Below are 25,447 nucleotides of genomic sequence, written 5' to 3'. Positions count from 1 at the left end.
GCGTTTTATTTGTTTTGTAATGCCTGTTTCACTTGCTCCCAATTCTTGTTGATTTCATCTTGGGACATTCCCTTGAGGGCATCCAGCGTAAATGTCTTTCTTGTTGAATCAGCAGGAGGCGTATAACCTTCACCTTTCAGCCGTTGTTCCACTTGTTGCTGTACTGCCGATTGAAATGATTGTTCGAGTGCAGTCAGATTGGCAGTCGTGGTTGCCTCATCTGCGCCAATAAAAAAATCCACTAACGAGAGTGGAAGTTTCTTTTCACTGGCTATTTTGATGGCTTGACTGGTCAATCGTTCACGGAGTTTTTCCTGCTTCATGTTTTCAATTTCTGCCCGTAAACGTTCGACTTCGATCTCCTTTTCATCTTTGGCGGGGAAACGTTTCTTGATTTCTTCGGAAATCAGGCTTTCCAAATGATTCGCTTTCCATGTTTCCAGCGATTTCGCTAACCGCTTATCGACTGTGCTGTCGAACCAACTTTTGGCTTCTTTGTTCGATTGAATAAACCGTTCGATACCTTCGACGCTGTAAGGATTCAAGCCCTGAAGATACGATTGCAATTCCTCATTCGTTTTGTTTTCCTCAATAAATTGCTTCACTTGTTCCAAATTCATTATCATTAGTCTCCTTTATAGCCCATTCGACTCCGTAGAACCGAACACGCATCAATTTTTTTGGAGCAGTTTAATGTCTTACTCAGGACAGTCAAGTTACGCATTAGAAAGTAAAAAAGTGAGGAATAGGTACAAACATACCAGCCCCTCTATTTTGGGTATTTGCCATCCTTGATTTATATAGCTTTTTTGAACCCCTAAAGCGTAACATCAAGCCTGTTTTTTCTCATCTGCTGCATCCGTAATTTTGACTTTTCATTATGATTCTTTTTCCTGCATTTTTCACAATACAGCTGCCGGTTAGAATTAGCCGAAAATGTCTCCCCACATTTCTGACAGTTCACTTTCGGCTTGGCTGTCTTTCTCTCAACGTCCATACTTCGCTCTGATTTATATTCTCGTTCCAGCTTGTCGTCTGTTGGCAACACTCCATTTTCAAAGTACCCGCAATGAGGAAGAGGTTCTTCTTGTCCGAAAAATTCGCACGATCCATCCTTCCAACAGCAATAATTCGAAATGCCATGCTTATCACCAAGATAGCAAGCACAATTGTTTTTAACGAGTTGCTTGATTTTATTTTTATTCTGCATTCGGAACTACCTCAGTCATATCGGTTAATCGTTGCTGTTCGGCTTTAAACTTGTTCAATTCCAGTTTTGGATTCTCTACAAAAGGTAAGAGGGAAAGCAAACTTTCTTGAGATACAACCTGTTGCAACTTCACAATGATATCAGCAAGCCCCGTCAAATCGGTTGGCAAATTGCGGGTAAACTTGACTGCAATATCCCGATAGTCGTACTGTACTCCTTCTTTTTTCAGGAGATAGGTGAAGAAATTGCGTAACCGTTGCTTGATTGTTTTTTCCATGAAGGCTTCTCTCATAGCCACTCGATTTTCGAGATTGAGCAGTTTATTCCGAAGAGCTAGGGAGGAGGTATTGCTTGCCCAATTCTCGTTAAAATTGACTTGATCCATCATGTCGAAAATTTTTCGTTCGATGTTATCGAGTTCATTTTTAACGAAGGAATCATTGATCTCCTTGGTCAACCATGAAACCTTACCACCAGCCGGAACCTGGATGATGCCCATTTTCTTCATATTCAATAAATCCTCGGCTTCCAGCTTTGCGTTCTCGATGACCAAATAGGCGTTGCGATGATCGGCAATTTCGTTGACGAGATCCGAGTTCAGAGCATTATAGGCATCAAAAAGAGAAATCACATCTTGGAAGCCGCTTTTTCTCTCCGTATTCGCTGGACAGGAGATAAGGGGGACTCTTCCAAAGATGTGATTGTGCTTATCGATATATTTTAGCTCTGGTGATTTACTGTGATTATCGCTGCCGTTGACAATTTCATAATGTAAGATTTCATTGCCGGTATAAATGTCCAAGTAAACTTTATCGTCAAATCTGCGGGTAAATTTATGTAGCCCAAGCAGTACATTTCGATCTGCGGTTCCGTCTTCCAAGACGTAAGCATTGAGTGGGGTGAGTACCATGGCCGAAAACTGCCCATCGGAATCGACGTAATTCAGTTCGTAACTCTCACCGAAGATTTCACTTTGCTTCCGAAGATTAATGTTATGCTCCTTATCCCAATGGTTCGTATGTAAATCGATTTTATGGATGACGGTATCATTGTCCGACTTTGAAACGTAATTCACTGGCTTGCCAAGCAGATAGCCTACCTCATTGTCCACGAACTTGCGGGGAAAGTTAAAGATAAGCTTCCGGTTACTTCGGCTCTCCTGCATGGCGTAATCCTTCAAGATAGCGTGATTGCCGTTGTAGTAATCCAAATATTTCTGTTTGGTTAGCGCGGCTTGATTGAGTTCGTTTAGACACTCTAATATGATTGATTCGGTTATTTGCATTGCATCATTTCCTTTCAGAAATATAAAAAACCTGCATCCATAGGACACAGGCACAAGACACTTGCTACTAAATACACAATCAGTTAATCCATTCGCGATCCACATTCTTTGCAAAATCTACCTTCTGGTACTTTCTGACCACAATTTGGGCAAAATACCTTTCTTGATTCAGAATTTGATGTATATCCCGGAGTATAATCATTTGAAACAGGAGTTGATGGTTGCAATCTCTCCAAAGCACTCATCATAGCTCGTTCTGATCCCCATGCTCTTCTAATATTACTAGGATCGATTAGTCTACAATGATCGGTTAATTTATTTTTTTGAAGCTTCCAGCCACCTGACTCAGCTAAGGTATCCCAAAACACCTTGCCACCCATTGTCGGAAAGTCAATATTAGGCATCGAACCAATAAGATCACATAGTTTCCCAACTAATTTGGGATTTGCAGCGATCATAGCTATTTTGTTTTGATACATGGTTATTCCCCCAATAGCTTAGTGAATAATATTTCGATATAGTGATAGGAAATCCTTCATTAGCTCCATAATTTTACCTAAATATATACCGTTTCACTAGCGTTGCATAAAAAATGCGTTCGTAATTTGTCAAAGTATTCTGAATGACATTTTCAGCTACACAACCAAAAACGGCAGCAACCAAGCAAAAGGTAGCCACTGTCCATTTGGTAGTTTTATACATTTATTACAATCGTGATAACAGCAACCAATACCTAATTCCTTTTCTGTCGCCCTCTGGATGTTCGTTTGGACTGGTAATTCATTCTACCTATCCATTGTTCGAACGTTTGCCAAAGAAACACTTTTAGCCATCTCCTGATCTGCAACAAGCTGTGCTGACTGTTTTGTTCCAGTTTGACAAGGAGCAACAGGCAGTAGGCAATGAGTGCGAGTAATACTTGGTTTCGTACCGCATTTTCACTCGTTCCATAGAAGTTCTTGATCTTTACATGCTGCTTTATCCACTTGAAAAACAGCTCAATTTGCCAACGCCAACGATAGATGTCGCTGAGTTCTTCTGCTTCCAGGTCGAACCGATTCGTAATGATTCGAATGAGATTTCCCTTCGAATCAAGCGTTTCAATGAGTCGCAGCACGTTATCTACCCGCTTTTGAGGCGTTCCAAGAAGGATCATGGAATCCGATAAAACGGAGCTTTCCAAGGGGATTTTGAATTCATAAAGATGACGGATTTCGGCGTTATCTTTTAGACGAGAAGCGAAAAAGATGCCTTTGTCCGTGTATTCATCAAATTTTTCATAATCCACATACCCTCGATCAAAGACGTACATCATACCGATCTCATCAATCAACGATTCCATTTGAGTGCGGTCATTGGACTTGGCACCCGTGATGGTTATTTTTTCAGGATACACATCCCCCTAGTCGGCAAAGACGAGACGAAGATGAAGTTTGATGCCAGCCTTGGTTTTACGGAAAGTTGCCCATTTGTACTTCTGCAAACACAGCCCAATCGTTGTAGAATCAATGATTTTCATGTCTTTTCGAAGGGAATACGTGTTGCCCGAGTGTCTCTGAATTTGCCCTACAAGGTCAACAAATATTTCTTCAAGCAAAGCTGGATCTACTCGATTGTTTTTGCGACTAAGCTGAGCGGGACTAATCGACGACAGTCCTAACTCTCGCTGGAATTTCTTTGATAAAACATCATCTGCAATGGCTCGGAGTCCTTCTCGTTGCTGAAGTTGAGCATGCAAAAACAGGAGTAGATATGCTTTGGTCGTTAACTTTTTCACGTACTTGTCCTGATCCGTTTCGTCTATCCGTTGTTGAAATTTCACAATATTAATGGGTGAAATGTATTTACCAAATGAAGAAAATAGGGTATTCTTGTCCATGGTCTATCCTTTGCGTTGGATTTGGACAGGAACTACCTGACCTTTCCAGTGTAAAGGATTTTTTTATGCCTGAGAACACTTGAACGCTGAAAGTTATGATGATTTTGAATGGTATGAAAAGATTAATGCAACGCTAGTGATACCGTTTTTAATTTTCAAAAAAGCAAACTCCGATCATAAAACTTCAGACTTTTTACCGATTGAATCAACTGTACAGCCCCATACAAACTATCTGGCGCATCATCAAATTTACAATTTCGGTTATAGTCCTTGATCTGATTGTTATATCGGATATTCGCAGAATTGAATAGAATATGCCCTTTCTTCACATCCGGCTCCAAGCTGATGATTCTCTCATGTTTCTGGCCTTTGGAGTTTATACTCTCAACAGGCGTGTATATCTTAGCCTTCCATAGCTGCTCTTCAAATTTTTGCTTCATATAGCTCTGAGCCTGATTTACTTCAAATCCAATTTTATCCACAGGATATGTGAATAACTTGTGAATAGCCTGTTGAAAAAGATCATCCGGCAACAGTTTATAAACATTACCGTCAATCACATATATCTGCTTTGTCTTTCGATGCTGACCAATTATTGATATGGCAGAGTAGTCATTCTTTTTACCCGCTTTGATCGCAGGGTCAATGTACATGACTACTTCCATTTCTTCAAATTCCGGAAGACGATCCCAATACATAATGTTCTGGAATATATAATCGTCCGTTGATCGCGGATTGTTTTGAAGTTCCTTGTAAAACGATTTTTCGCCCATCGCTTGTTTCTTGCACATGAGATAGTAGTAGTCCAGATATTCTGGCCACAATATTTCGGTTCCTTCGAGCATTTCATCTTTATGGGCAATAAAAAAAGACCGAGCCGTGTTGACTCTGTCCTCGTCTTGTAAATTGTTATATTTGACTTCCCATTCTGACCATAAATCATCTCGTTCCGAAAATTGAATTACAGCCGACTTTCGGATACTTCTGACACCAGGTATTTTACCTTTGAGTAGATCAGCCATCAGGTCTTCTTCGTTTAAAATTGTACCGCAAATAAGAATATTCGTGTCCCTTGTTCCGATGGGGAGGATGACATCTGTGAATGTATTTTTGATCTGTTCTCGCTTGGCTTCAGATCGTGCTGTATCTTCCTTAAGTAGGTCATCCATAAGTACCAGTTGAGGCCTCAGGTGTTTGTAATGAATTCCTCTCAAACTTCCATCTATACCCCTGATGGCGATACAGGAATCAATACCACTTTTACTTCGAATCCATATTTCGTTATTGTTCCAGCGGTTTCCTTTTCGAACTCCAAAATCCTCTGTCAGCAATTGGTTGGTTTCAAATTCGTCTTTTATCATATCGAGGAAAGGCAAACAGCCCTGCTCCGTACTTGAGACAATCAACGTAAACTGCGATTTATCGTACAGAGTCGCATATAGTGGAAATAAAAAAGAACTGATCGTTGACTTTCCGTGTTCCCGAGGAAGTCCGAAAGCCGTAATCAGTCCTGTATTAGCCAGCATATGTTTTAACTCTGCGAATAATTCTTTATGAAACTTGCCAAACTGGCGATCAAAGTATTTTGGGAAGTAGCATAGCGCAAAGAATTCGATGTCCATCTCTCCGATTAATTTGCGAAGCTCGGAAAAGGAGAAGGTTTCCACCAGTTGCTTGATTTTCGGTGGCTTGAAATACTTCTCCATGTATTGTTTGAGCAGTTCAGTTTGGCGTTGTTGTTCTTGGTTTATTGTTTCAATGGTAGAGGCTCCTTTCTTAGTACAAACAAAAAAGCCGAGAACAGCAACATTACGAAGTGTTCATCGGCTTATTCAAGTATATAGTTAAAATCGTTCTTCATATTCAACAGTTCTTGGCAAAGTACCTTTTCGCATCTCATCTGCCAGAATTGATACATTGATTTGCACACCAGAGGAGGTATATTCCTCATAACAACCAATCTTATTGCAACAGAGAGTTGGAACATTACGTATGGTATACTTGTTTCCATTGGAATCGCTCCAAGATATGTCCTTTACAATTTCTTGCATTGGAGTTCCACATCTGCAACGAATTTTCTCAGCTACAATACCCATCGTAACCCCTCCCTACCTCGATATCGTTATTATAACACATCTGAACAGTGTATAAACATCATCAATCAAGACCAAGCAAACTGCGTTTAAATTCTCGAAGCTTATCGCTAATTTCTGGAAGTTCCATTAGAGAAGCCGTCAGTTCACTAATATGCTCATTACTCACTGTAATCACTTTTATATGTTCTTGATCGACCATTTCAAAGGAAACTGTAATTTTGAATTTTTCACCATATCCAGTATGTACTAAGGTGTAAGCGAGCTTCGGATATCCTTTCCATTCAGCATGATCATCAACAAAATCACTTTCAATAACCAATTGAACAACAAGTAAAATACTTTCAAATGTAGGTGGAGCTTCTTTCGAAAATTTATCTACACGAACAGCAATTCTTTCTCTTGCGTGTCGGGTAAAAATAATTGTGTCACCCTTAACCAATTCACGTTTATCTTTCGCGGCTACTAAGCCATTCTTCAATCTCAATACCGTTTCTCGCTGTTCAGGATGCAATGGAATTTTCACACCCGATTCAATGTCAATCCACTGTTCAAATGTTTTGTTTTTTGAAACTTCAAGTATAATCGCTCGTTGTTCATCGGTTAATTCAATGATATCTTGAAAAGATATTATCTGATCGAGCAGAGGAATTTCAAAACCCACTCTTTACACCCTTTCCAAAATCCCAATATGATTCTATCTTTTTCGACTCTATTATACACCAAATAAGAGTTTCCACCGTAAAATCACCACAAAAATTTCCACTCCCTTTGCTGTCGGCTCAATTTTCACCGTTCGAAGTGCCCCTGCCCATACAACGACAAAAAGAGTGGCTCATCACCACTCAATATTCGTCAATGCCAATTCCATATCTTGTTGTGTAGTAAGGGTGTAAATATTCGTTGTGGATACATGATCGTGGCCGAAAATTTGCTGAATCGTCGTCAGCGGTGTCGTTTTTACCAGTCTATACCCAAGCGTATGCCGAAGCATATGAGGAGTAACTTCAACTTTAACCCGATCACCGTACTTTTTCAGGATTAAATTGATCGCATTCCGTTCCAATGCTCCTCGCTGTCCAATCAGCAAGTATTCGGATTCCGTAGTCGGTCGAACCTCTATATATCGCTGAATTGCTTTTCGAACATCCTTATTGATCGGAAGGGTTCGCTGGGCATTTCCTTTGCCTTGTATCCTCAATGATCCTTTACGTTCGCTGATTTCGATATCCTGTAGCCGGATTCCAACCAATTCGCTTACCCTGATGCCGGTTCCGATCAATATTTCGATAATTGCAATGTGCATTCGGTTGCCGTGTCGGTGAATCTCATTCCGCAGCTTCCATAAATCCTTATCCTCAATTCCTTTGTACTGGCGAACATCTCGGTTCCGTACCGCTTCGATCCGTATTTCTTCCTTTATATGGCCTTGTTTCAGCATCCACCGGCAAAATACGTTGATACTGGCGAGCTTTCGGTTAATGGAAACGATATACAAAATTGCTGGCTTGCAAATGCTTTTTGTACTCCACACCGTCGAGTTCAATCAACTTGTCCAATCCATATTCCGTTTTGCCCCGATACCAAGCGTTAAACTGCATTACGTCCCGAATGTAGCAGAAAATCGTATTCTCGCTCCGGTCTTTGCTACGTAAATGCGCCTCAAACGCCTGTAAATACGGCATATCGCCCCCACCTTTCGCTTCATTGTGTGACATGATACCGTTGGCGGGGGAGACAGTCAACTCAATACATAACCTCTTTTATGCGGTCAGTTCGGGCGATTTTGGGGCTGTTTTGGCGACGATTTTGGCATTTATCTATTGAATTACTGACGACATAACCTTATGGAGTCTCGTCCTCCGGCTCCTCGAATCCTTCCTCTGTATGGCAGGACTCTTCAATAGCCTCGTATTCAGCGTCGAGCACATCGGCTTCGATCATTTCGAGGAACAGCTTCTTGCGTTCCTGCTCCAGCGCCTTCGTATCCACAACAAGTTCGCGGCGATCATTCCATTCATCCGGCGAACGATTCTTGAGCCAGAACACAATGGCAGTTGGGTTCGGAGGCATATGTCTCTTTACTTTTTCAATCCGGGTGCGTTTTTTTCCATTTTTGTCCTCTTCTACAATCGTCTTGATTTCCTCGTATTCGTAACCCATTGCTGCTTTCAAAAGTGAATTTTCCACCCGAGAATTAGTAACAGACCGGCTCCAATCAATTAAGTTTTTCAGTACAGGATGCTTGTTTACATATTCGAACCAAGATGACGGTGCAATACCGATTCTTTCACATATTTGATCAATCGTAACACCGGCTTCGATCCATTTTTGAATGTCCGATAAATTGGGCAGTATGACCGTTTCCCATTTGGTTGGTCGCTCCATCATTTTTGCAAATTGAGGGTACTGCTTTCTGTATTCTCTCAATGTCCATGAGGTCATGTCCAAACGTGACGCAATCTCTTCATCGGTCAGGCCTTCTTTGACCCATTGCTTAATCTCATCCCAGCGTGGCAAAATAACTGTATCGTATAAGGTTATCCTTTTCTTATTCTCTTTTCCTTTCCTCATTACCACATCACCTCCAGTCAAACGAAAAAGGGAGAGCCGATAAATCAGCCATCCCTTCAATCATCACGCCATTTTAATCTTCCAACTCCGCTTCATAAAACAACTCAATATCTTCGATCACCTTTTGAATTTGCTCAACATCAGCCTTGGCTTCATCTTCCCCAAGCACGTTGACCTTCTCGGCTTGCATTCCCTTGAGGAACCGTATAACCATTTTCACTTTTGCCTTGCCCATAGGTTCACCCTTTCGGTTTAGTCAGCACATAATACCTCTGATCTTGTCGACTCAGCAACCACTTCTTGATACGGAATCTTCACGCCATCCCGAATCAAAAATACGCCGCTATCCCTGCCAACATGAGCGATATAGCGATTTACGATGACATCTGCATATTTGGGGTCAAGTTCCATCGTATAGCAAATCCGATCCGTTTCTTCACAAGCGATAAGCGTTGAGCCTGAACCGCCAAATGGATCGAGGACTATATCGCTAATTTTGCTTGAGTTTTTGATCGGGTAGGAGATGAGCGGAATCGGTTTCATAGTCGGATGGTATTCATTCCGAAACGGACGATCAAACTGCCAGAGTGTCGTCTGCTTTCGATCAGCATTCCAGTAATGCGCGGCTGTTGGTTTCCAACCGTATAGAATAGGTTCATGCTGCCAGTGATAATCTTGCCTTCCCATTACCATCGTTTGCTTCGTCCAAATACAACATTGTGCCAATTTGAATCCAGACTCGATAAACGCCTTCCTGAAATTCAAGCCTTCGCTATCAGCGTGGAAAACATATATACTCGCTCCGTCATCAGCGTTCTCATACATTCGACTATAAGCTGCCAATAGGAAATAATAAAACTGGTCATTATCCATCTTGTCATTTTCAATTTTCAGTGCATCTTTCGTCTTGCCGGTATAATCTACATTGTAGGGAGGATCGGTGACAATCAACCTTGCCTTCCTACCGTCCATCAACAACGCCATATCTTGCTCATTGGTCGAGTCTCCACAAAGCAGCCGATGCTTCCCCAACAACCACACATCACCTTTGCGTGTAAGCGGTTCATCCGGCAAAGCTTCGTCAACATCAAAATCATCTTCTTCATCCGGCTCATCACTCTTAATAAACTCATCCATCAATCGCTCCGCTTCAGAAAAATCAAAGCCAGTAAGTTCAATATTGTAATCCTCAGACTTCAATTCATCGAGTAGGGAGGAGAGAGCTTCAAAATCCCATTCACCTGTAATTTTATTAAGCGCAATGTTAAGTGCTTTTTCTTTCGTCTTGTCCACGTCAATTAGCACACAGTCCACTTCATCGTATCCGAGAGCCTTTAACACCTTAGCACGTTGATGGCCACCCACGATTGTATAATCCTGATTGACAATAATCGGTTCCACATAGCCAAATTCCGATATACTCTTCCGAATCTTCTCAAACTCAGCATCACCCGGTTTTAAATCCTTTCTTGGATTATACTCTGCATGTTTCAATTGATCGATTTTTACTTTTACAAATTGCAATGGATAGTCTCCTTTCAAAAAAGAGAACCCTGGTCGAATGATCAGAGTTCCCGTTGATAGTTGCCATTTTAAATTTTGGATGGTTTGAATCGATATTTACCTTGATGATTTTGAATATGAAAAAGGAAAAATTTCAAGTCGCTGTACAGGTTATGGCATTATTTGCGTAGGGAATCAGAGCTTCGATTTCCAAAAATATTATTTCCAATCCAATTCACCAGCCCTTCAAGTCCTTCACTTAAAACTTTCACAACAAAAACTACTACACAAAAACCATATAACCCAACACAGAATCGCAATGTTTCCTTTGCAAGCAATAGTAATAATTCCATCTTGTGTTCTCCTTTCAATATAAAAAAGAGAACCCTAGTCGAATGACCAAAGTTCCCTTACTAAATTAATTTTTAGTTGCATCAATTACATTCTTTATTGTTTTTTAGCCTTTCATAACAATTCGAGCATTTTGCATAATTCCGATTTTAGTTACAGAAAGTCAAAATCTGAAGGCTCTTTGGTTATGAAATAGGTTCATTTCCAAAAATGGGCATACCTGCAGAATTTTCGTTTTTCCGTTTTTAAGCAGCTATTTGCTTTTGCTTGCAAGCGGCGGCAAGGGCGGATATAAGTAGTACGATAGCGTTCAAATACTGATGTGTCGTCACTTTCTGGATGCCCCAGACATGCAGGTCATTCGCTGTGAGATACGATTTTAATCTGGAGTTGCAACGTTCCACACTTGTCCGTTCGTTGTATAGCTCCTTCCAGCGCTTCGTATCCCGATGCGGGCTGCTAAATCGCCGTAGGTCATCCTTTATGTCAATTTTGACCACCATGCCATAGTTGGAAGACGAGCATGCAGCCATGCCTAGCGGGCATTCGACTTTGCCTGTTGCGTGCGGGCAACGAAACTTCAAATCATCTCCGTCGGCTCCCCAATAGGTCATCGCGAATCCCATCGAGCAGCAAGGCGTTCCGTTCGATGTGAACCCGGCAGGCGGTTCCTTCTCGCCGCGTGGGTTAAGCGGAATGATCGCTTGCGCTCTCACATTGCGGGCAGCTTCGTACACTTTCAGTTGATCATAGCCCGCATCAAGCATGAAAAATCGCGTATTGGCTTTGGAGGCGATTTTTCGAATCAAACCAGGTGCCTTTTCGCCGTCGTTTACATGCGCCGGCGTGATCTCCAGCGCTAACGGCAGCTCGCTTTTCGTATCGACAGCAAGATGGAGCTTATAGCCGAACCAGGTGATCTTGTTGCCAAAAGAATCGAACTTCGCGCCCCAATTTGCATTGCCGGTTTGCTCGCTTTTGCGTTTGGGCTGCTTCTTTTCGTAAGCATGGATGGCGGCGCTGTCGATCGCCACGTGACTGCCGTCGATGACTCCGTCTTCCTGGCAGCGTTTGACCAAATCCTCAAACAGTTGCTGAGCTAAGTTTTTCTTTGTAAGTTCGGCAAACACTCGGCTTAATGTGGAGACAGACGGTGCTTCACGATCAAGCGAAAGTCCGCATTGGTAGCGAAAACGAAGGTCGGTTTCCAAGCGATGATGCAGGGCGGTAAACGTATGAATGTGCTCAATTGGTGCCGCCAAAAGCGCCCGCAAAATACCTTCCCTGCAATGACCGTCAGCGCCTCGGGGTGAACGACTTCTTAGTTCCTTGGCGTAAGGACGAAGATCCAGCACACCAAAAAAGATCGGCAATCGCTCTTTGGATTGCATTTTTAGTAGTTCTTCGAAGGAAAACAGACTTTCTTGGAGAATATACAAGGTGACTTCCCCCCCTTGGGTTTTCTGGTTTGATCACTTGAAAACTTCTCCAAGTCGGGGTGAAGTCCCTTTTTTATGTTTGAAAATCCTTGCCTATCAAGGGCTTAGATTTATGCAAAATGCTCATTCAACAGAGTATCCAGTTCTTGACTTATCTCTAACACATCAGAACTGGTTAAAGAACCATACAATATATAGGTAGTAATCATTTTTTGGCGAAGTGATTCAATTTTGGACTCTAAGTCAACAATATCCAACAGTAGTACCCCAAATAAATGTCATTTTGGGGCTATTTTACTATTGTTCTTTTATCAACACAATTGCTTGTTTCAATATTTCGCAAATATGTCACATATCAGGAAATAAAAATGCCATCTGATAAAATGATCAGATAGATTATTTCCTTGCCCTCGGTTTTATATGTTTCTTCTTTCTAAGTAATCTTTTTAGCCAACTCTGACTCTTTCTCTCATGTAGAGTCTCATCAATTAACTTGAAAAGCAAGTTTTCTCTCATCTCATCTTTACGATCTAATTGGTGCAACTGTCTAAGTAGATTGTCATCCATTAGCATCACCTCATAGTACTATTGTACTACTTGATGCCGAATAATGTCAAAAAATGTCGGTGCTATCATACACAGATAATACGTTCGTATATTTGACTTCTACCGTATCTTTCTGCATGGAGTAAAGTGGAACGCCGTCTTGTATTATTGCCATCATTCATATCCACATATATTTCATATCTCGTCGAGTGACCAAAGTTCCCATAGATATTTGCCATTTTAAAAATTCGGCAATTTGAATCGATATTTAACTTGATGATTTTATAACTGAAATCAATAGCGTTGCATAAACATTGCTTTTCTATCGTTTATAGAATTTTCTGAAAACGGACCTGCCGCCGTATAGGCTAAAAAGTTAAGGGGGCTATGCATGCAAGGCAGTCATTGTCCATTTGGTAATATATAGGATTTCAAGGTGCTGATTACCTTTTCTTGCTTTGCGTTGCCTTAGCTCTTCACGACCTTCTGCCGACCTTTCGAAGTGCGTGCTGGTTTTCGAAATACAGCCGCTTTAAAAACTTCCCACGACTTGGTGAGATTCGATTTTAGTAGTCGGCTTAGATCAAGCAGCGACTTAGTTGTCGAGAGCTCCAGTTTCATCAGGAGCAGAAGGCAGTAACTAATCAGGCAAATCAGGATCTGGTTCCATACGGCGTTTTCATCTTCACCGTAGAATCGCGTCAACTTCAGATGCTGCTTCAACCATCGGAAGAAGGTTTCAATCTTCCAGCGATTGCGGTACAAGTCGCCGATTTCTTCAGCGGTCAGATCGAATCGGTTCGTTATGATTCGGATGGGATTTCCTTTTAAATCGACGGTTTCGATGAGGCGAAGAACATGCTTCATCTGTTTGGCCCCTTTGCCGATCTTCACCATGCGATCCCGAGTCATGACCGAGCCTTCCGCTGTTGGAAATTCATCCATCACTTCGACAATAGCATTGTCTTTCAACCGAGTAACGAAGAAGACTCCATCCCAGCAGTACTGGTCGTATTTCTCGTAGTCCACGTAGCCGCGGTCAAATACATAAGTAGCGCCGGTTTCATCGATGAGCGCATCCATTTGGGTGCGATCTGACGGCTTGGCCGGAGTGAGCACGGCCTTCTCCGGATAGACCGTATCCGGATCACAGAAGGTCACGCGTAAGTGGAGTTTCACGCCGGCTTTCGTTTTCCGGTACGTTGCCCACTTGTACTTGCTAAGACACAGACTCATGGTCGTGGAATCCAGCAGTTTAACCGTACCGACTCGCCCAGCGGCAGGCGTGCGAATGCGAGTGACCTGAGCGACCAGATCGACAAATAGCTGCTGTAAAAGTTCCGGCGACAGCTTGTTGTTCTTCCTGGAAAGCTGCGAAATACTGATGGAGGTGATGCCGAGTTCTTTCTGGAAGGCTTCGTTATTCTCAATTTCGGTGACAATGTCCCGCAAAGCCTTGCGCTGATTCAGCTGAGCGTCCATGAAGATGAGAAGGTACGCTAGAGTGGTAAGCTTCTTCACATACTTGTCTTCGCCGGTTTCTGTGGTCCAGTCGGAAATTATTTTTGCATTTAAGGGTGCAACCCATTTACCAAATGACGAAAGTAGTGTATCCTTGTCCATGCGTGATCTCCTATGATTAGGGATTTGGACAGGACTACCTGCTACCCTAATTATGGAGATTTTTTCTTGCAATGGACGTCTTTAATTTAACATTTTTAGCACAATTTAGAATAACAGAGAAGGGTTCGAATTTAATGCAACGCTATTGATTAAAAATAAAAAACTGAAGGAATAAACCTCCAGTTACAATTTTACAGCAAAATTATTTGTTATTGTAGTATTTTGGAAAATGGTGTCGTTTGCTTATTCTTTCAATAAATCATTCAACCGCTCATATCCATTTTCAGTGAACAAATAATCATAATATCTATTTTCATCTTTTATTAAAACCCTGCAATGACCAATTAAACAGTTAGCATTCTTTTTAAATGTCATTGGTAAATCACCATAATATTTGGAATCAAGGCTGACGGAATAAAAGTCTTGTTTGTTCAGATGAATGGTACGAATAAAATTAAGGATATCGACCTGTATCCTTTCTTCAATTGTAAGAGCATTAAAATCTTTTTTCATCAGCTTTTTTAATTCGAGTTCGTTAAATTTCATTTTGAATTCCTTTACACCAGCCCATTCAATAAATCCCGCAACGCTACAATCTCTTCCTTCGACAAAGTGACACCCTTTCCCATTTTCTCATGCTCTGGTGACCATTCACGGATATCGAACTTCGGTTCACGGTCGTTCCAGCTTATGAGATTAAGTTCTTTTTTCCATCCTTTTGATGATTCGGATAGAATGCCAATGTGCTGGGTAATCGTGTATTTGATATCGGCCATCATGCCTACTCCTTTCATCATCATTCTGTGACTCAATATGTTGCCTTATTTTCAGCAGCCATTGAATGGTTATAGTTGTCCATATGTGAATCATACAAATTGTACTTCATTTGCAACTCAGCTTGTTTGATAACCAATTCAGTCGCATCTGGAATCTCATCCGGCGGGTACTTGTACCTCTTCAACATTCGCTTGATGAGAGAACGCATATTGGCTCGGGCGTCGTTGCGTTTGTACCAGTCCGGCGTCTTGTTTTCGTTGATCAACTTAATGAGTTCCTTCGCCATCTCCCGAAGCACATCCGATTGGTAATGCACTTTCACAAGTTCAGGCTTGGCAAGAGCATCATAGAAGGCTTGTTCTTCGGGTGACAACTGCATATCTATGCCTTCGTTAATCGAGGATTCGATTTCTTTGGCTATATCGATCATCTCGGTAATCAGGACATTGATATCTTCTGCTTGATTGTACCGTTCAACAATGTTCTTTAGCTTCTCGGAGAAAAACCCGGCACGCACGATATTGGTCTGCTCGAACCATTTGATTTTATCGTCGATCAGTTTCTTAAGAATGGCCGCAGCGACATTTTTTCGCTTCATCGCCATGATTTTTTGCAGGTTTTCAACCGAAAGAAGGCTTTTTTCTTTCTTTGCTGATATTGACACTACTTCATCGCCATCTTTAATGATCGCTTGTTCAATCATGGCGGTAATCTTTTTCTTGAATTCCTCGACATTCGGCATGCCGTCACGTTCCACTTTTACGATGAACGATTTAACCGCAATAAAGAAGCTGACCTGAACTCGCACAGTGAAATCCAGCGAAGTTGCACAGATATTGTAGGCGCTTTGCAGCCTTGCCACGTGCTTTAGAAATGTTTCCTTTGCTCTTTCCTTTAGGACATGCTCAACGCCGTCTTGAATCAATTCAAATCGATCCTTCGGTGTTGCATTCATATATGCGCTGAAATCGAAGCCGTGGAACATTCCTTCCAGAATCTCCACTTCGGTCATGAGAATTTCCTTGGCTTTTTCAATCTCAGGAATGCTGTTTCGGTCACGGTTGGTGTAGGTGTTGAGCGCCTCTTTGAGATATTTGCTCAGTCCGATATAATCAACGATCAATCCGGCTTGTTTGTTTTTGTAGACACGGTTTACTCTTGCAATAGCTTGCATCAGGTTGTGTTCTTTCATGATCTTGTCAATGTACATGGTATCAAGGCAGGGGACATCAAAGCCAGTCAGCCACATATCGACAACAATGGCGATTTTGAAGTCACTGTGTTCATCTTTAAACTGATTGGCGAGTGCTTGCCGATGCTGTTTATTGCCGACAATATCTCGCATCTCCTGTGTATCTTTATTGCTGTCGGTCATGACCAACCCGATATGTGGGGCAAGATGAGGTGCCTTCTCTTTGATCAACTGGTACACACGATAAGCAATCTTGCGAGAGTAGGCGACAATCATCGCTTTGCCTTTGAGCATATCTTTGCGTATTTCGTAGTGAGCGAGAATATCGTCTACAACTAGATTGAGGCGGTCTTCATCGCCAATGACTGCCTCCATTGTGACAAGATCTTTTTTCAGCTTCTCAATTTTCTCAGGAGTCAGTCCTTGCGCCTGAATGTTGGCGACCTCTTGGTCAATCTGATCGAGGATACCCTCATCAAGATGCACCTTAGCCAAGCGATTTTCATAATGCAGATCGACGGTTGCTCCGTCCAGCTTCGCTTGCGTCATGTCATACACGTCAATCAGTTCGCCGAATACACCGATGGTCGATTTATCGTTCGAGTTGATCGGCGTACCGGTAAAACCGATAAAAGTCGCATTCGGCAATGCGTCACGCAAATATTTGGCATAGCCATAAACAAGCTCGGCTTCGAGCGTTTTTTTGTCAATCTTGATATCGGGGTCGATGCCGTATTGGGAACGGTGCGCCTCGTCCGCAATGACGATGATGTCATGACGATTCGAGAGTAAGCCTGTTTCTTCGGTGAATTTCTGTATCGTCGTGAAAAAGATACCGCCAACAGAACGGTTCTCCAGCAATTCAATCAAGTTCTCCCGAGACTCGGCACGAACTGGCGCTTGGCGTAGGAAATCCGCTGCACTACTGAATGTGCCATGAATTTGCTCATCGAGGTCAATGCGATCCGTCACCACTACAATCGTGGGATTATTCAAATGATGAATCAGTCCGGCAGACAAAAAGACCATCGAAAAAGATTTCCCTGAGCCTTGCGTATGCCAAACGACACCGCCGCGCTTATCTCCATCAATCGCACGAATAACACTTTCAATGGCTTTTTTCATACCGAAATACTGATGATAACCTGCTATGATCTTGGCTTTGCCGCCAGCGAAGAAAGTAAAGTTGCGAATGATATCCAGCAATCGCTCTTTATGCAGCATGCCTTTGATCAGCGTACCGATCTGAGCAATATGCGGTTCATCGACAATAGGGGAATGAAGATCCACTTGCTTCCACTGCATGTAACGGTCGTAGTCAGCCGTAATGGAACCAAATCGCGCATTCACACCATCGCTGATGATGCTGAAGGCATTATAATGAAACAATGGCTTGATGATGTCCTGATACGTCTTGATCTGAAGATAGCCATCATGAATCGTCGCATCTTCCCGAACCGCTGATTTTAGCTCAATGACGACGAGCGGCAAGCCGTTTACAAACACAACAACGTCCGGTCGCTTCTCTGCTTTGTGAATGACTGTGAACTGGTTGATCGCCTTGAATGTGTTGTTGTGCGGATGGTCAAAGTCGATAACCTTCACAATGCAGGAGGGGATGTCCTCGCCGTAAACTTCAATACTTACACCTTCAATGAGATATTTGTAGAATTGTTGATTGGCAGCTACAAGACTAGCATCATCAATATATAAAAGTTTGCGAAGTGTAGCTTCAATTATTTCTTCGGGATGATCAGGATTCAGCATAAATAGTGCTTCGCGCAAGTCATCTTCCAGCACAACGGAATGATAGTCGCGCACGAAGTCATAGCCGTTCTGTATGGTATAGTTCAGATCGTCTTGCAACAGTTCGAGTACGACCGATTCTAGGCTATCTTCGGTAAACATGGAATCACCGCCAATCTATAGTTCAATTTCGGATACATCGATTTCTCCGGACATCAGTTTTGGGAGAAGGATATCGCGGAGAGAGGATAAATAATCGATTTGTTTTTCGTTATTTTTAATCTTATCATTGTGAATTTTGACGATCTCAGAGAACTGCTTTATTAAATTAGGTTCAGGTAACAGTGCAGGTATATTTTTGAGCACATTTCCTGAAACCTCTTTAAAGGTTGAACCAGTCGCCATATTTTCTATTGCTGAAAGATTTTCTTTTAAAAAACAATATACAAATTCAGTCCCTACTTCGTCATCCGGTATAATAGATTTGAATCCCTGATTAGTTGTTACTGAATTTCCAGCAATTGCAATATATCCAATAGGAGCTCTGGAAGTAAATAATACCGTACCCTCCGGCATTAATTTAGCTGCACTATTTTTGAGACCTGCTTCCGTAATATCACGAGATCCTCTATAAATAAATTTATTTTTATTCATGGATAGGTCTTTCGGGGTAATCCATGGAATTCCTAAGTCAGCATAAAACTCTTCTTTTGATGAAGAAGGTGTACCACCTCCAACAACTGTTCCAAGATTTGATACCGTTCCAACTCGCCATCCCCTTGGTATCTCTTTCCCAAGTTCCTCGCACCATTCCATCTCGCCGCCGCTAGACTTATAAGGTTCACCGTTCTCATTCGGGAACTCGAAATCAACAAACCATTGCTTGAAGATCACCTGAGCCATTTGCTCCAGAACTTTGTTCATGCGGTTGTTAAGTTCGATTTTGTCGTCGAGAGCGGAGAGGATGGATGCTATTTTTTGCTGGGTTGATTTATTTGGAATCTGGGTAACAATTTCTTTTAAGATTGATTGTGTAAGTAGCGGCTGAGAGCTACCTATTCTCATACTAGATAAATTCAAATTGATTAATTTATAATATAGAAATTTCCCTACATTATTATCTTTAGGTCTAGCGAGAATTGCATTATCTGAAATCCAACAAGGTTGATTCTCGTAGTATACATTTCCACAATAAGCTCCAACCCGACCGATAATAATATTTTCTCCTTCAGCATTACTTTGACTGCAATAATCCATAACACCATTTCCACCATAGACAGGAATTGAACCATCGTTTTTTGGTCGTTTCTTTCCATTAGAAAACTCTAATACAGCATCTAATGTCTGTTCTTTCCATCCATCAAAACTCATACCCGATAGCCCCCAGACTTTTCTTGATCTTCTCGTCCAACACAGAAGACTCAGACATCAAATCTGCAAGCTCGGAAACCAGCTTTTCCATCTTTTCCTCAAACGGCTCATCGTCCGTAATTTTTTTCACGCCTACATATCGACCGGGAGTGAGGACATTATCATGCTTCTGGATATCTGCCAGTGTAGCTGATTTGCAGAAACCCACTTCATCTTGATAGCCATCATTATTCAGCCACTTGTGGTACGTATCCGCAATAGTTTTGATTTCATTATCTTCAAGTTCACGCAGTTTACGACTGATCATCGTTCCTTTATCACGAGCGTCGATAAAGAGGACTTCGCCTTTCCGTTTCTTGCCGCGACGAAGGAACCACAAGCAAACGGGAATGCCTGTGGTAAAGAAGAGTTTATCCGGCAATGCCACAATGCAATCGACCAAATCTTCTTCGATGAATTTCGCCCGAATATTGCCTTCACCTGAAGTTTGGGACGACAAAGAACCGTTCGCCAGAACAACACCAGCGACACCTTTTGAAGGTTTCAATTTCGTGAGGATATGAGATAGCCAAGCATAGTTGGCGTTTCCTTTAGCCGGAATACCCCACTTCCAACGAGGGTCATTCAACAGGCTTTCTTGTCCCCAATCGCTGATGTTGAAAGGGGGATTGGCTAGAATATAATCAAATTTTTCATCTTTGAATTGATCGTCGTGAAATGTATCCGCATGAATTTTGCCAAGATTTGCTTCGATCCCACGAATGGCAAGGTTCATTGTTGCAAGTCTGCGAGTCTCCGCATTGAGTTCTTGACCATAGACGGATAACTTGTAGGCATTGCCGCCATGCGCTTTCACGAACTTCTGTGCCTGAACAAACATGCCGCCTGAACCGCAACATGGGTCATAGATTGTTCCTTCGTATGGTTCGATCATTTCGACAAGCAGTTTTACTACGCTGCTTGGCGTATAGAATTCGCCGCCGCCTTGCCCGAGCATGAATGCGAATTTGCCAAGGAAGTATTCATAGACACGACCGAGCGCGTCTTCTTCAATCAGCAAGGTATCAGCGTTTTCAAATACCATGACCACTTCGCCAACTCTGCGTTGGTCAACATCTGCGCCAGAATAAATCTTGGGCAGAACTCCGGCAAGCTTTTTGTTTTCTTTTTCAATCGCGATAAAGGCTTCATCAATGATTTGACCGATATTCGGCTTTGTTGCGTTTTCAATGATATGCTTCCAGCGAGCTTTCTCAGGTACATAAAATACATTGAAACGCTCGTATTCATCGCGGTCGTCTTCAAATCCGTCACCTTCTGCAACAAGTTCTTTGTAGCGCTGGTCGAAGCGATCAGAGATATACTTAAGAAAAATGATGCCAAGTACGACATCTTTATATTTGGAAGCGGCAATACTGCCTCTTAGTTTATCGGCTGCTGCCCATAGTTTGTCTTCTAAACTAGTAACAAGGTTCTCTTTTGCCATGATCATATTGCTCCTATCGTAATGTATAGTTCAATAGTCTTATTCCACAATCCAACGGAACTCCCTTTTTTCGACAGTCTCTCAACTATTATACACTATCAACGCGGCACATTCCTGTCAGCGAGTATATGTTCGTATGAAAAAACCTCCGCCACGTGTGAGGGGAGGTTAGCTAGACACGATTATCCAATAGTACACCATACTCTTTCAAATTGTCTGTTACCCTTTAGTTTAAGATCATTCTCAATTTGATTTAATATTTCATCTTCGTCTTGAAAACAGCGTTGCTCAGAGGACTTTTCTGTTTCGTCGTTGGTAATTGTCAATATTAATATTTCTTCAATAGATTGATCTGGGTCTTTCCTATTGTGTGCAAACCCGCCTTCACTAATTTTTATCCGATATTTCGGAAAGTCAGTGTGGCGGTATATTGTAGATTTTTTCGTTTCTTTAATCACTTGAAATCCCATGAGGAATCATCCTCCTTTGAAATACTAAGCTCACATTCTATCCAAGTATAGCATGTTTCATCTCGAATTTAAATCTCCCCTTATTCCCTCCGATATATCCTTACCACGCACTCCACATGCCCCGTATGCGGAAACATATCCACCGGCTGCACTTCCTTCACCTCATACAACTCCGCCAGCACCTTCAAATCCCGCGCCAGCGTCGACGGGTTGCAGGACACATACACCACCCGCTCCGGCTTCATCTGCAAAATCGTCGCGAGCAGCGCCTCGTCGCAGCCTTTGCGCGGCGGATCGACGACGATCACATCGGCGCGTATCCCCTGCTCCTTCCACGCCGGGATAACCACCTCGGCCGGCCCCGTCTCGAAGGTCACGTTCTCGATCCCGTTCAGCTCCGCATTCCGATTGGCATCCGCAATCGCTTCAGGCACGATTTCCACGCCGTACACATGGCGGGACTTCTGCGCCAAGAAAAGCGAGATCGTCCCGATCCCGCAGTAAGCGTCGATGACGGTCTCCATCCCCGTAGCCCCCGCGTACTCCAGCGTCTTGTTGTACAGCACCTCGGTCTGCGCCGGATTCACCTGATAAAAGGAGCGCGCGGAGATCGCAAAGCGGATCGGGCCGATCGTGTCATAGATGACGTCGCTCCCCCACAGTGTCACGGTCTTCTCGCCGAAAATCACATTGGTCCGGGCCGGATTGATATTTTGCACGATGCTCTTCACGCCCGGCAGCCGCGTGCGGATGGCTTCCATCAGCTTGTCCCGCTGCGGAATGTTCTCCTCTGTCGTCACCAGCACGACCATCACCTCACCGGTGCGGGCGCCTACCTTGACGACGACGTGCCGCAGCAGCCCGGAATGGCTCGCCTCATCGTAAGGACGGATGCACAGCTCCGACGCGATGGCTTTGACGGCGTTTACCGCCTCGTCACCTGCGGGATGCTGGATCAGGCATTCGTTCATATCGATAATCTCATGGGATTTCTCCGCGTAAAAGCCGCCCACCAGCGCGCCGTCCTGCTCGCCGATTGGCACCTGGGCCTTGTTGCGGTATCTCCACGGGTCGCTCATCCCCAGCGTCGGATGAACCGTGATCGCCTTATCTCCCTCGACGTCAAAGCCGCCGATGCGGCGCAGGTTGTCCTTGACGATCTGCTGCTTGTGGACGAGCTGCTCCTCATAGGCGAGATGCTGCAGCGAGCAGCCGCCGCAGCGGTCGTATAGCGGACAGGGCGGCAGCGCCCGGCTCGCACTCTGCTCCACGACTTCCGCCAGTCCGGCAAAGCCGAAATTCTTTTTGAGATGCTCGACACGGGCGCGGACGCGCTCACCGGGCAATGCTCCCGCCACAAACAGGGTGTAGCCCTCCACCCGTCCGACACCGGCTCCTTCGTGACTGAGGCCGGTGATCTCTATCTCTACGATTTGTCCCAGACGCACGGGCAAATCAAGCGGCTGTTTGGCAGCCGCCTGCGCTCCGCGTCGTTTCTTCGCTGTTTTCGCCACTCGTGTTACTCCTTTTTCTGTTGCCTGTATGGTATGCCAATGGTCTGGCTGCCCCGCTGCGCAGGGCGAATCCTTTTCCTCGGGTTCATTGTAATGCAAATTTGTGCCTGACCGCAAACCCCGCCTGTTCCCGTGGGGCAAGAGGCTGGGCTGGGGCCGCTTTGCCGACGGATCCGCCGACTTTTCTGTGGTCATCTGTCTGCCATCATATATCTGTGGCTACGGTTGCCCGACACTGCGGTCATATGTCTGCGTATACGGTTGCCCGACACTGCGGTCACATATCTGCGGCCATGTTTGCCCGACTCCCTCGCTCCCAAGCCGAGCCGCCTACGGCACAAACAGCTCCAATTGGCCCGGCAGCGCCTTGATTTCGCATGGCAGCTGACCGCCCAATTCTCCGTCCAGGTTGAGCTGCACCCTTTCCCCGCCCTGCGTGGTCGCTTTCAGATAATCCGTTTGGACGTACATGATCAAGGGGTCTTTTATATGCTCGCCTCGGATCGCCTGCGTAGCCAGTCGGATAATGTCGCCCAGATTGGCCTTTTTGACGACGATCAAATCCAGCTTGCCGTCGCTCAAATCTGCATTTGGCGCCAGTCGCTCGAAACCGCCTACCGAACGGCTGTTGGCGATCAGAAAGATCATGATTTCCTCGTCGATCAGCACCTCATTTTTGGTTTCCAGCCGCACGTGGATGGGATGCAGGGACGGGATCTTTTCCAGTCCCTTCACATAGTAGGCGAGCTGCCCCATGACGGTCTTCAGCTTGCTCGGCACCTCATACGTCAGGTTGGTCAGGGAGCCTCCTCCGGCAATATTGATAAAATACCGTTGATTTATCCGGCCGACGTCTACTTTTTTCTTTTTGCCCGCCGCGATGATCCGGCATGCCCTTTTTACCGAACGGGGGATACCGAGAGCCCGGGCCAAGTCATTGCTGGTGCCGCAGGGGATGATTCCGAGGGCGGGGCGGGCCTTTTTCTCCGCGATGCCGTTGACCACCTCGTAGATCGTGCCGTCCCCTCCCGCGGCGATGATGACGTCAAAACCGCGAGAAACTGCGCGGGACGCTTCTTCGGTCGCGTCGTGTTCGCCCCTGGTCGCGTAGCAGGATGCCTCGTATCCGGCCAATTCCAGTGAATCCAGGATTTCCGGCAGACGGCGCCGAACGATCTCCCGCCCCGAGGTGGGATTGTATATCAATCTGGCTCGTTTCAACGCTTTCCCTTCTTCCTCTTTACGCACTTTTCGTTCTCTCTACTCATCATATCCTGTATAGCCATTTTTGGGAATCGCTATGCCGGCGCCCGGCATGATAAGATAGGAAAAGATTCCCTGATGAACGAAATGGAGGTGCGTGAAGCTGCGTACAGTCATGGTGGGTGTGGATATCGGCGGCACCGCTATTAAAATGGCGCTGTTCACCACAGAGGGCAGCCTGCTCGTCAAGTCCCAGGACGCGACTCCCGTAGGGGACGGCGAGGACGGCATCGTGAAAAAAATAGGCGAGATGATGGATGGCCTGCTGGCCGCGCACGGGCTCCACCGGACAGACGCAGCCGGAATCGGCGTAGGCGTGCCCGGGACCGTAGACGCGAAAAACGGCGTTGTCCGCGAAGCCGTGAACCTCAACTGGCGAAGCCCGGTGCGGCTGCGGGACAAGCTGGCCGCACAGACCGGACTTTTGGTCGCGGTCGAGAATGATGCCAATACGGCGGCCCTCGGCGAAATGTGGCAGGGCGCCGGGCAGGGAGCGCGGGATATGGTGATGATCACCCTGGGAACGGGTGTCGGCGGAGGCATTATTCTCAATGGCCAGATCGTCGATGGAGTACATGGCATCGCCGGAGAGATCGGCCATATGTCCATGGCCCCCGAGGGCGGCCCCCTCTGCAACTGCGGCAAGACAGGCTGCCTGGAGACCTACGCCTCCGCGACAGGCATCATCCGGGCGGGGCAGGAGGCGGTCCGCGCGGGCACAAGCCCACTCCTCGCCGAGACGCTTGCCCGCACCGGGGAGATCCGGGCGCGGGATGTATGGGATGCAGCCGCAGCGGGCGACGCGGGGGCGCTGGCCATCGCGGACAGGGCAGGGCTCTACCTCGGCCTCGCCCTCTCCCATCTGACGCTGCTGTTGAATCCGGAGAAGCTGATTATCGGCGGAGGCATTGCCGCCGCCGGTGAATTCCTCTTTTCACGTGTACGCGAATCGTTTCACCGCTATGTGCCATTTCCCTATATCGCCGGCGCGACCGAGATCGTCCCCGCCGCTCTGGGAAATGACGCAGGCATGATCGGCGCCGCTTGGCTGATTCGTTCGCGGCTCACCTGATGACTCCGGCAAGCCGGGCCACCTGAAACCAGCAAAGAGGCACAGCCTTTTCT

The 25,447-nt window shown here is 44.7% G+C and carries 24 protein-coding genes and 1 pseudogene; 1 reads left to right on the top strand and 24 read right to left on the bottom strand.

The window, feature by feature from the left end:
* Window positions 1–5: 5 nt before the first annotated feature.
* The 24 genes and pseudogenes from JD108_RS03350 to JD108_RS03235 all read right to left on the bottom strand — a co-directional run bounded on the left by JD108_RS03350 (window position 6) and on the right by JD108_RS03235 (window position 24,280).
* Window positions 6–620: a DUF4355 domain-containing protein gene (locus JD108_RS03350; protein WP_198828560.1), complete on the bottom strand. Its 615-nt coding sequence runs from the start codon at window positions 618–620 to the stop codon at window positions 6–8.
* A 197-nt stretch (window positions 621–817) separates the two neighbouring features.
* Window positions 818–1,210 carry a hypothetical protein gene (locus JD108_RS03345; RefSeq protein WP_198828559.1) on the bottom strand — a complete coding sequence of 131 codons (393 nt, stop codon included), beginning with the start codon at window positions 1,208–1,210 and terminating at the stop codon, window positions 818–820.
* Entirely contained in the window at window positions 1,200–2,495 is a 1,296-nt protein-coding gene (locus JD108_RS03340) for a phage portal protein (protein WP_198828558.1), read from the bottom strand. Before JD108_RS03340 ends, JD108_RS03345 begins: the two co-directional genes overlap by 11 nt.
* A gap of 83 nt (window positions 2,496–2,578) precedes the next feature.
* On the bottom strand, window positions 2,579–2,974 hold the full coding sequence (locus JD108_RS03335; RefSeq protein ID WP_198828557.1) for a zinc ribbon domain-containing protein: 396 nt from the start codon (window positions 2,972–2,974) through the stop codon (window positions 2,579–2,581).
* Between the two features lie 254 nt (window positions 2,975–3,228).
* Window positions 3,229–4,374, bottom strand: a pseudogene (locus tag JD108_RS03330) (IS4 family transposase).
* A gap of 155 nt (window positions 4,375–4,529) precedes the next feature.
* Window positions 4,530–6,080, bottom strand: a complete 1,551-nt coding sequence (terL, locus tag JD108_RS03325; protein WP_198828556.1) for a phage terminase large subunit — start codon at window positions 6,078–6,080, stop codon at window positions 4,530–4,532.
* A gap of 138 nt (window positions 6,081–6,218) precedes the next feature.
* Complete coding sequence (locus tag JD108_RS03320; RefSeq protein ID WP_198828555.1) at window positions 6,219–6,470, bottom strand: hypothetical protein; 252 nt, start codon at window positions 6,468–6,470, stop codon at window positions 6,219–6,221.
* A gap of 61 nt (window positions 6,471–6,531) precedes the next feature.
* Window positions 6,532–7,131 carry a hypothetical protein gene (locus JD108_RS03315; protein ID WP_198828554.1) on the bottom strand — a complete coding sequence of 200 codons (600 nt, stop codon included), beginning with the start codon at window positions 7,129–7,131 and terminating at the stop codon, window positions 6,532–6,534.
* Window positions 7,132–7,305: 174 nt separating this feature from the next.
* Window positions 7,306–7,908, bottom strand: a complete 603-nt coding sequence (locus tag JD108_RS03310; protein ID WP_228728289.1) for a tyrosine-type recombinase/integrase — start codon at window positions 7,906–7,908, stop codon at window positions 7,306–7,308.
* Between the two features lie 404 nt (window positions 7,909–8,312).
* Entirely contained in the window at window positions 8,313–9,041 is a 729-nt protein-coding gene (locus JD108_RS03305) for a transposase (protein WP_198828553.1), read from the bottom strand.
* A 73-nt stretch (window positions 9,042–9,114) separates the two neighbouring features.
* Entirely contained in the window at window positions 9,115–9,276 is a 162-nt protein-coding gene (locus JD108_RS03300) for a hypothetical protein (RefSeq protein WP_198828552.1), read from the bottom strand.
* A 17-nt stretch (window positions 9,277–9,293) separates the two neighbouring features.
* Entirely contained in the window at window positions 9,294–10,565 is a 1,272-nt protein-coding gene (locus JD108_RS03295) for a site-specific DNA-methyltransferase (protein WP_198828551.1), read from the bottom strand.
* A 158-nt stretch (window positions 10,566–10,723) separates the two neighbouring features.
* Window positions 10,724–10,897, bottom strand: a complete 174-nt coding sequence (locus JD108_RS03290; RefSeq protein ID WP_198828550.1) for a hypothetical protein — start codon at window positions 10,895–10,897, stop codon at window positions 10,724–10,726.
* A 243-nt stretch (window positions 10,898–11,140) separates the two neighbouring features.
* The gene (locus JD108_RS03285; protein ID WP_198826671.1) at window positions 11,141–12,334 is read right to left on the bottom strand and encodes a transposase; all 1,194 of its coding nucleotides are present in this window, start codon (window positions 12,332–12,334) and stop codon (window positions 11,141–11,143) included.
* 110 nt (window positions 12,335–12,444) lie between these two features.
* On the bottom strand, window positions 12,445–12,591 hold the full coding sequence (locus JD108_RS03280; RefSeq protein ID WP_228728288.1) for an aspartyl-phosphate phosphatase Spo0E family protein: 147 nt from the start codon (window positions 12,589–12,591) through the stop codon (window positions 12,445–12,447).
* Window positions 12,592–13,348: 757 nt separating this feature from the next.
* Window positions 13,349–14,503 carry an IS4 family transposase gene (locus JD108_RS03275; RefSeq protein WP_198826839.1) on the bottom strand — a complete coding sequence of 385 codons (1,155 nt, stop codon included), beginning with the start codon at window positions 14,501–14,503 and terminating at the stop codon, window positions 13,349–13,351.
* Between the two features lie 243 nt (window positions 14,504–14,746).
* The gene (locus JD108_RS03270) at window positions 14,747–15,049 is read right to left on the bottom strand and encodes a hypothetical protein (protein WP_198828549.1); all 303 of its coding nucleotides are present in this window, start codon (window positions 15,047–15,049) and stop codon (window positions 14,747–14,749) included.
* Window positions 15,050–15,060: 11 nt separating this feature from the next.
* A complete protein-coding gene (locus tag JD108_RS03265; protein ID WP_198828548.1) occupies window positions 15,061–15,279 on the bottom strand; it encodes a YdbC family protein in 219 nt (72 codons plus the stop codon).
* A gap of 32 nt (window positions 15,280–15,311) precedes the next feature.
* Entirely contained in the window at window positions 15,312–18,380 is a 3,069-nt protein-coding gene (locus JD108_RS03260) for a type I restriction endonuclease subunit R (RefSeq protein WP_198828547.1), read from the bottom strand.
* Between the two features lie 15 nt (window positions 18,381–18,395).
* A complete protein-coding gene (locus tag JD108_RS03255; RefSeq protein ID WP_198828546.1) occupies window positions 18,396–19,589 on the bottom strand; it encodes a restriction endonuclease subunit S in 1,194 nt (397 codons plus the stop codon).
* Complete coding sequence (locus tag JD108_RS03250) at window positions 19,579–21,075, bottom strand: type I restriction-modification system subunit M (protein WP_198828545.1); 1,497 nt, start codon at window positions 21,073–21,075, stop codon at window positions 19,579–19,581. The genes JD108_RS03255 and JD108_RS03250 overlap by 11 nt, the downstream gene beginning before the upstream one ends.
* A gap of 182 nt (window positions 21,076–21,257) precedes the next feature.
* A complete protein-coding gene (locus tag JD108_RS03245; RefSeq protein WP_198828544.1) occupies window positions 21,258–21,545 on the bottom strand; it encodes a hypothetical protein in 288 nt (95 codons plus the stop codon).
* Between the two features lie 80 nt (window positions 21,546–21,625).
* The gene (gene rlmD, locus JD108_RS03240; RefSeq protein ID WP_198828543.1) at window positions 21,626–23,059 is read right to left on the bottom strand and encodes a 23S rRNA (uracil(1939)-C(5))-methyltransferase RlmD; all 1,434 of its coding nucleotides are present in this window, start codon (window positions 23,057–23,059) and stop codon (window positions 21,626–21,628) included.
* A 330-nt stretch (window positions 23,060–23,389) separates the two neighbouring features.
* On the bottom strand, window positions 23,390–24,280 hold the full coding sequence (locus JD108_RS03235) for a diacylglycerol kinase (protein WP_198828542.1): 891 nt from the start codon (window positions 24,278–24,280) through the stop codon (window positions 23,390–23,392).
* Between the two features lie 145 nt (window positions 24,281–24,425).
* On the opposite strand from JD108_RS03235, the gene JD108_RS03230 reads away from it, so the two are divergent.
* On the top strand, window positions 24,426–25,394 hold the full coding sequence (locus tag JD108_RS03230; protein ID WP_228728398.1) for an ROK family glucokinase: 969 nt from the start codon (window positions 24,426–24,428) through the stop codon (window positions 25,392–25,394).
* The last annotated feature ends 53 nt before the right edge of the window (window positions 25,395–25,447 follow it).

This window comes from Brevibacillus composti, assembly GCF_016406105.1.
GTDB lineage: Bacteria > Bacillota > Bacilli > Brevibacillales > Brevibacillaceae > Brevibacillus > Brevibacillus composti.
The sequence above is the reverse complement of the archived record's forward strand: the minus strand, read 5'-3'. Positions and strand labels throughout refer to the sequence as shown.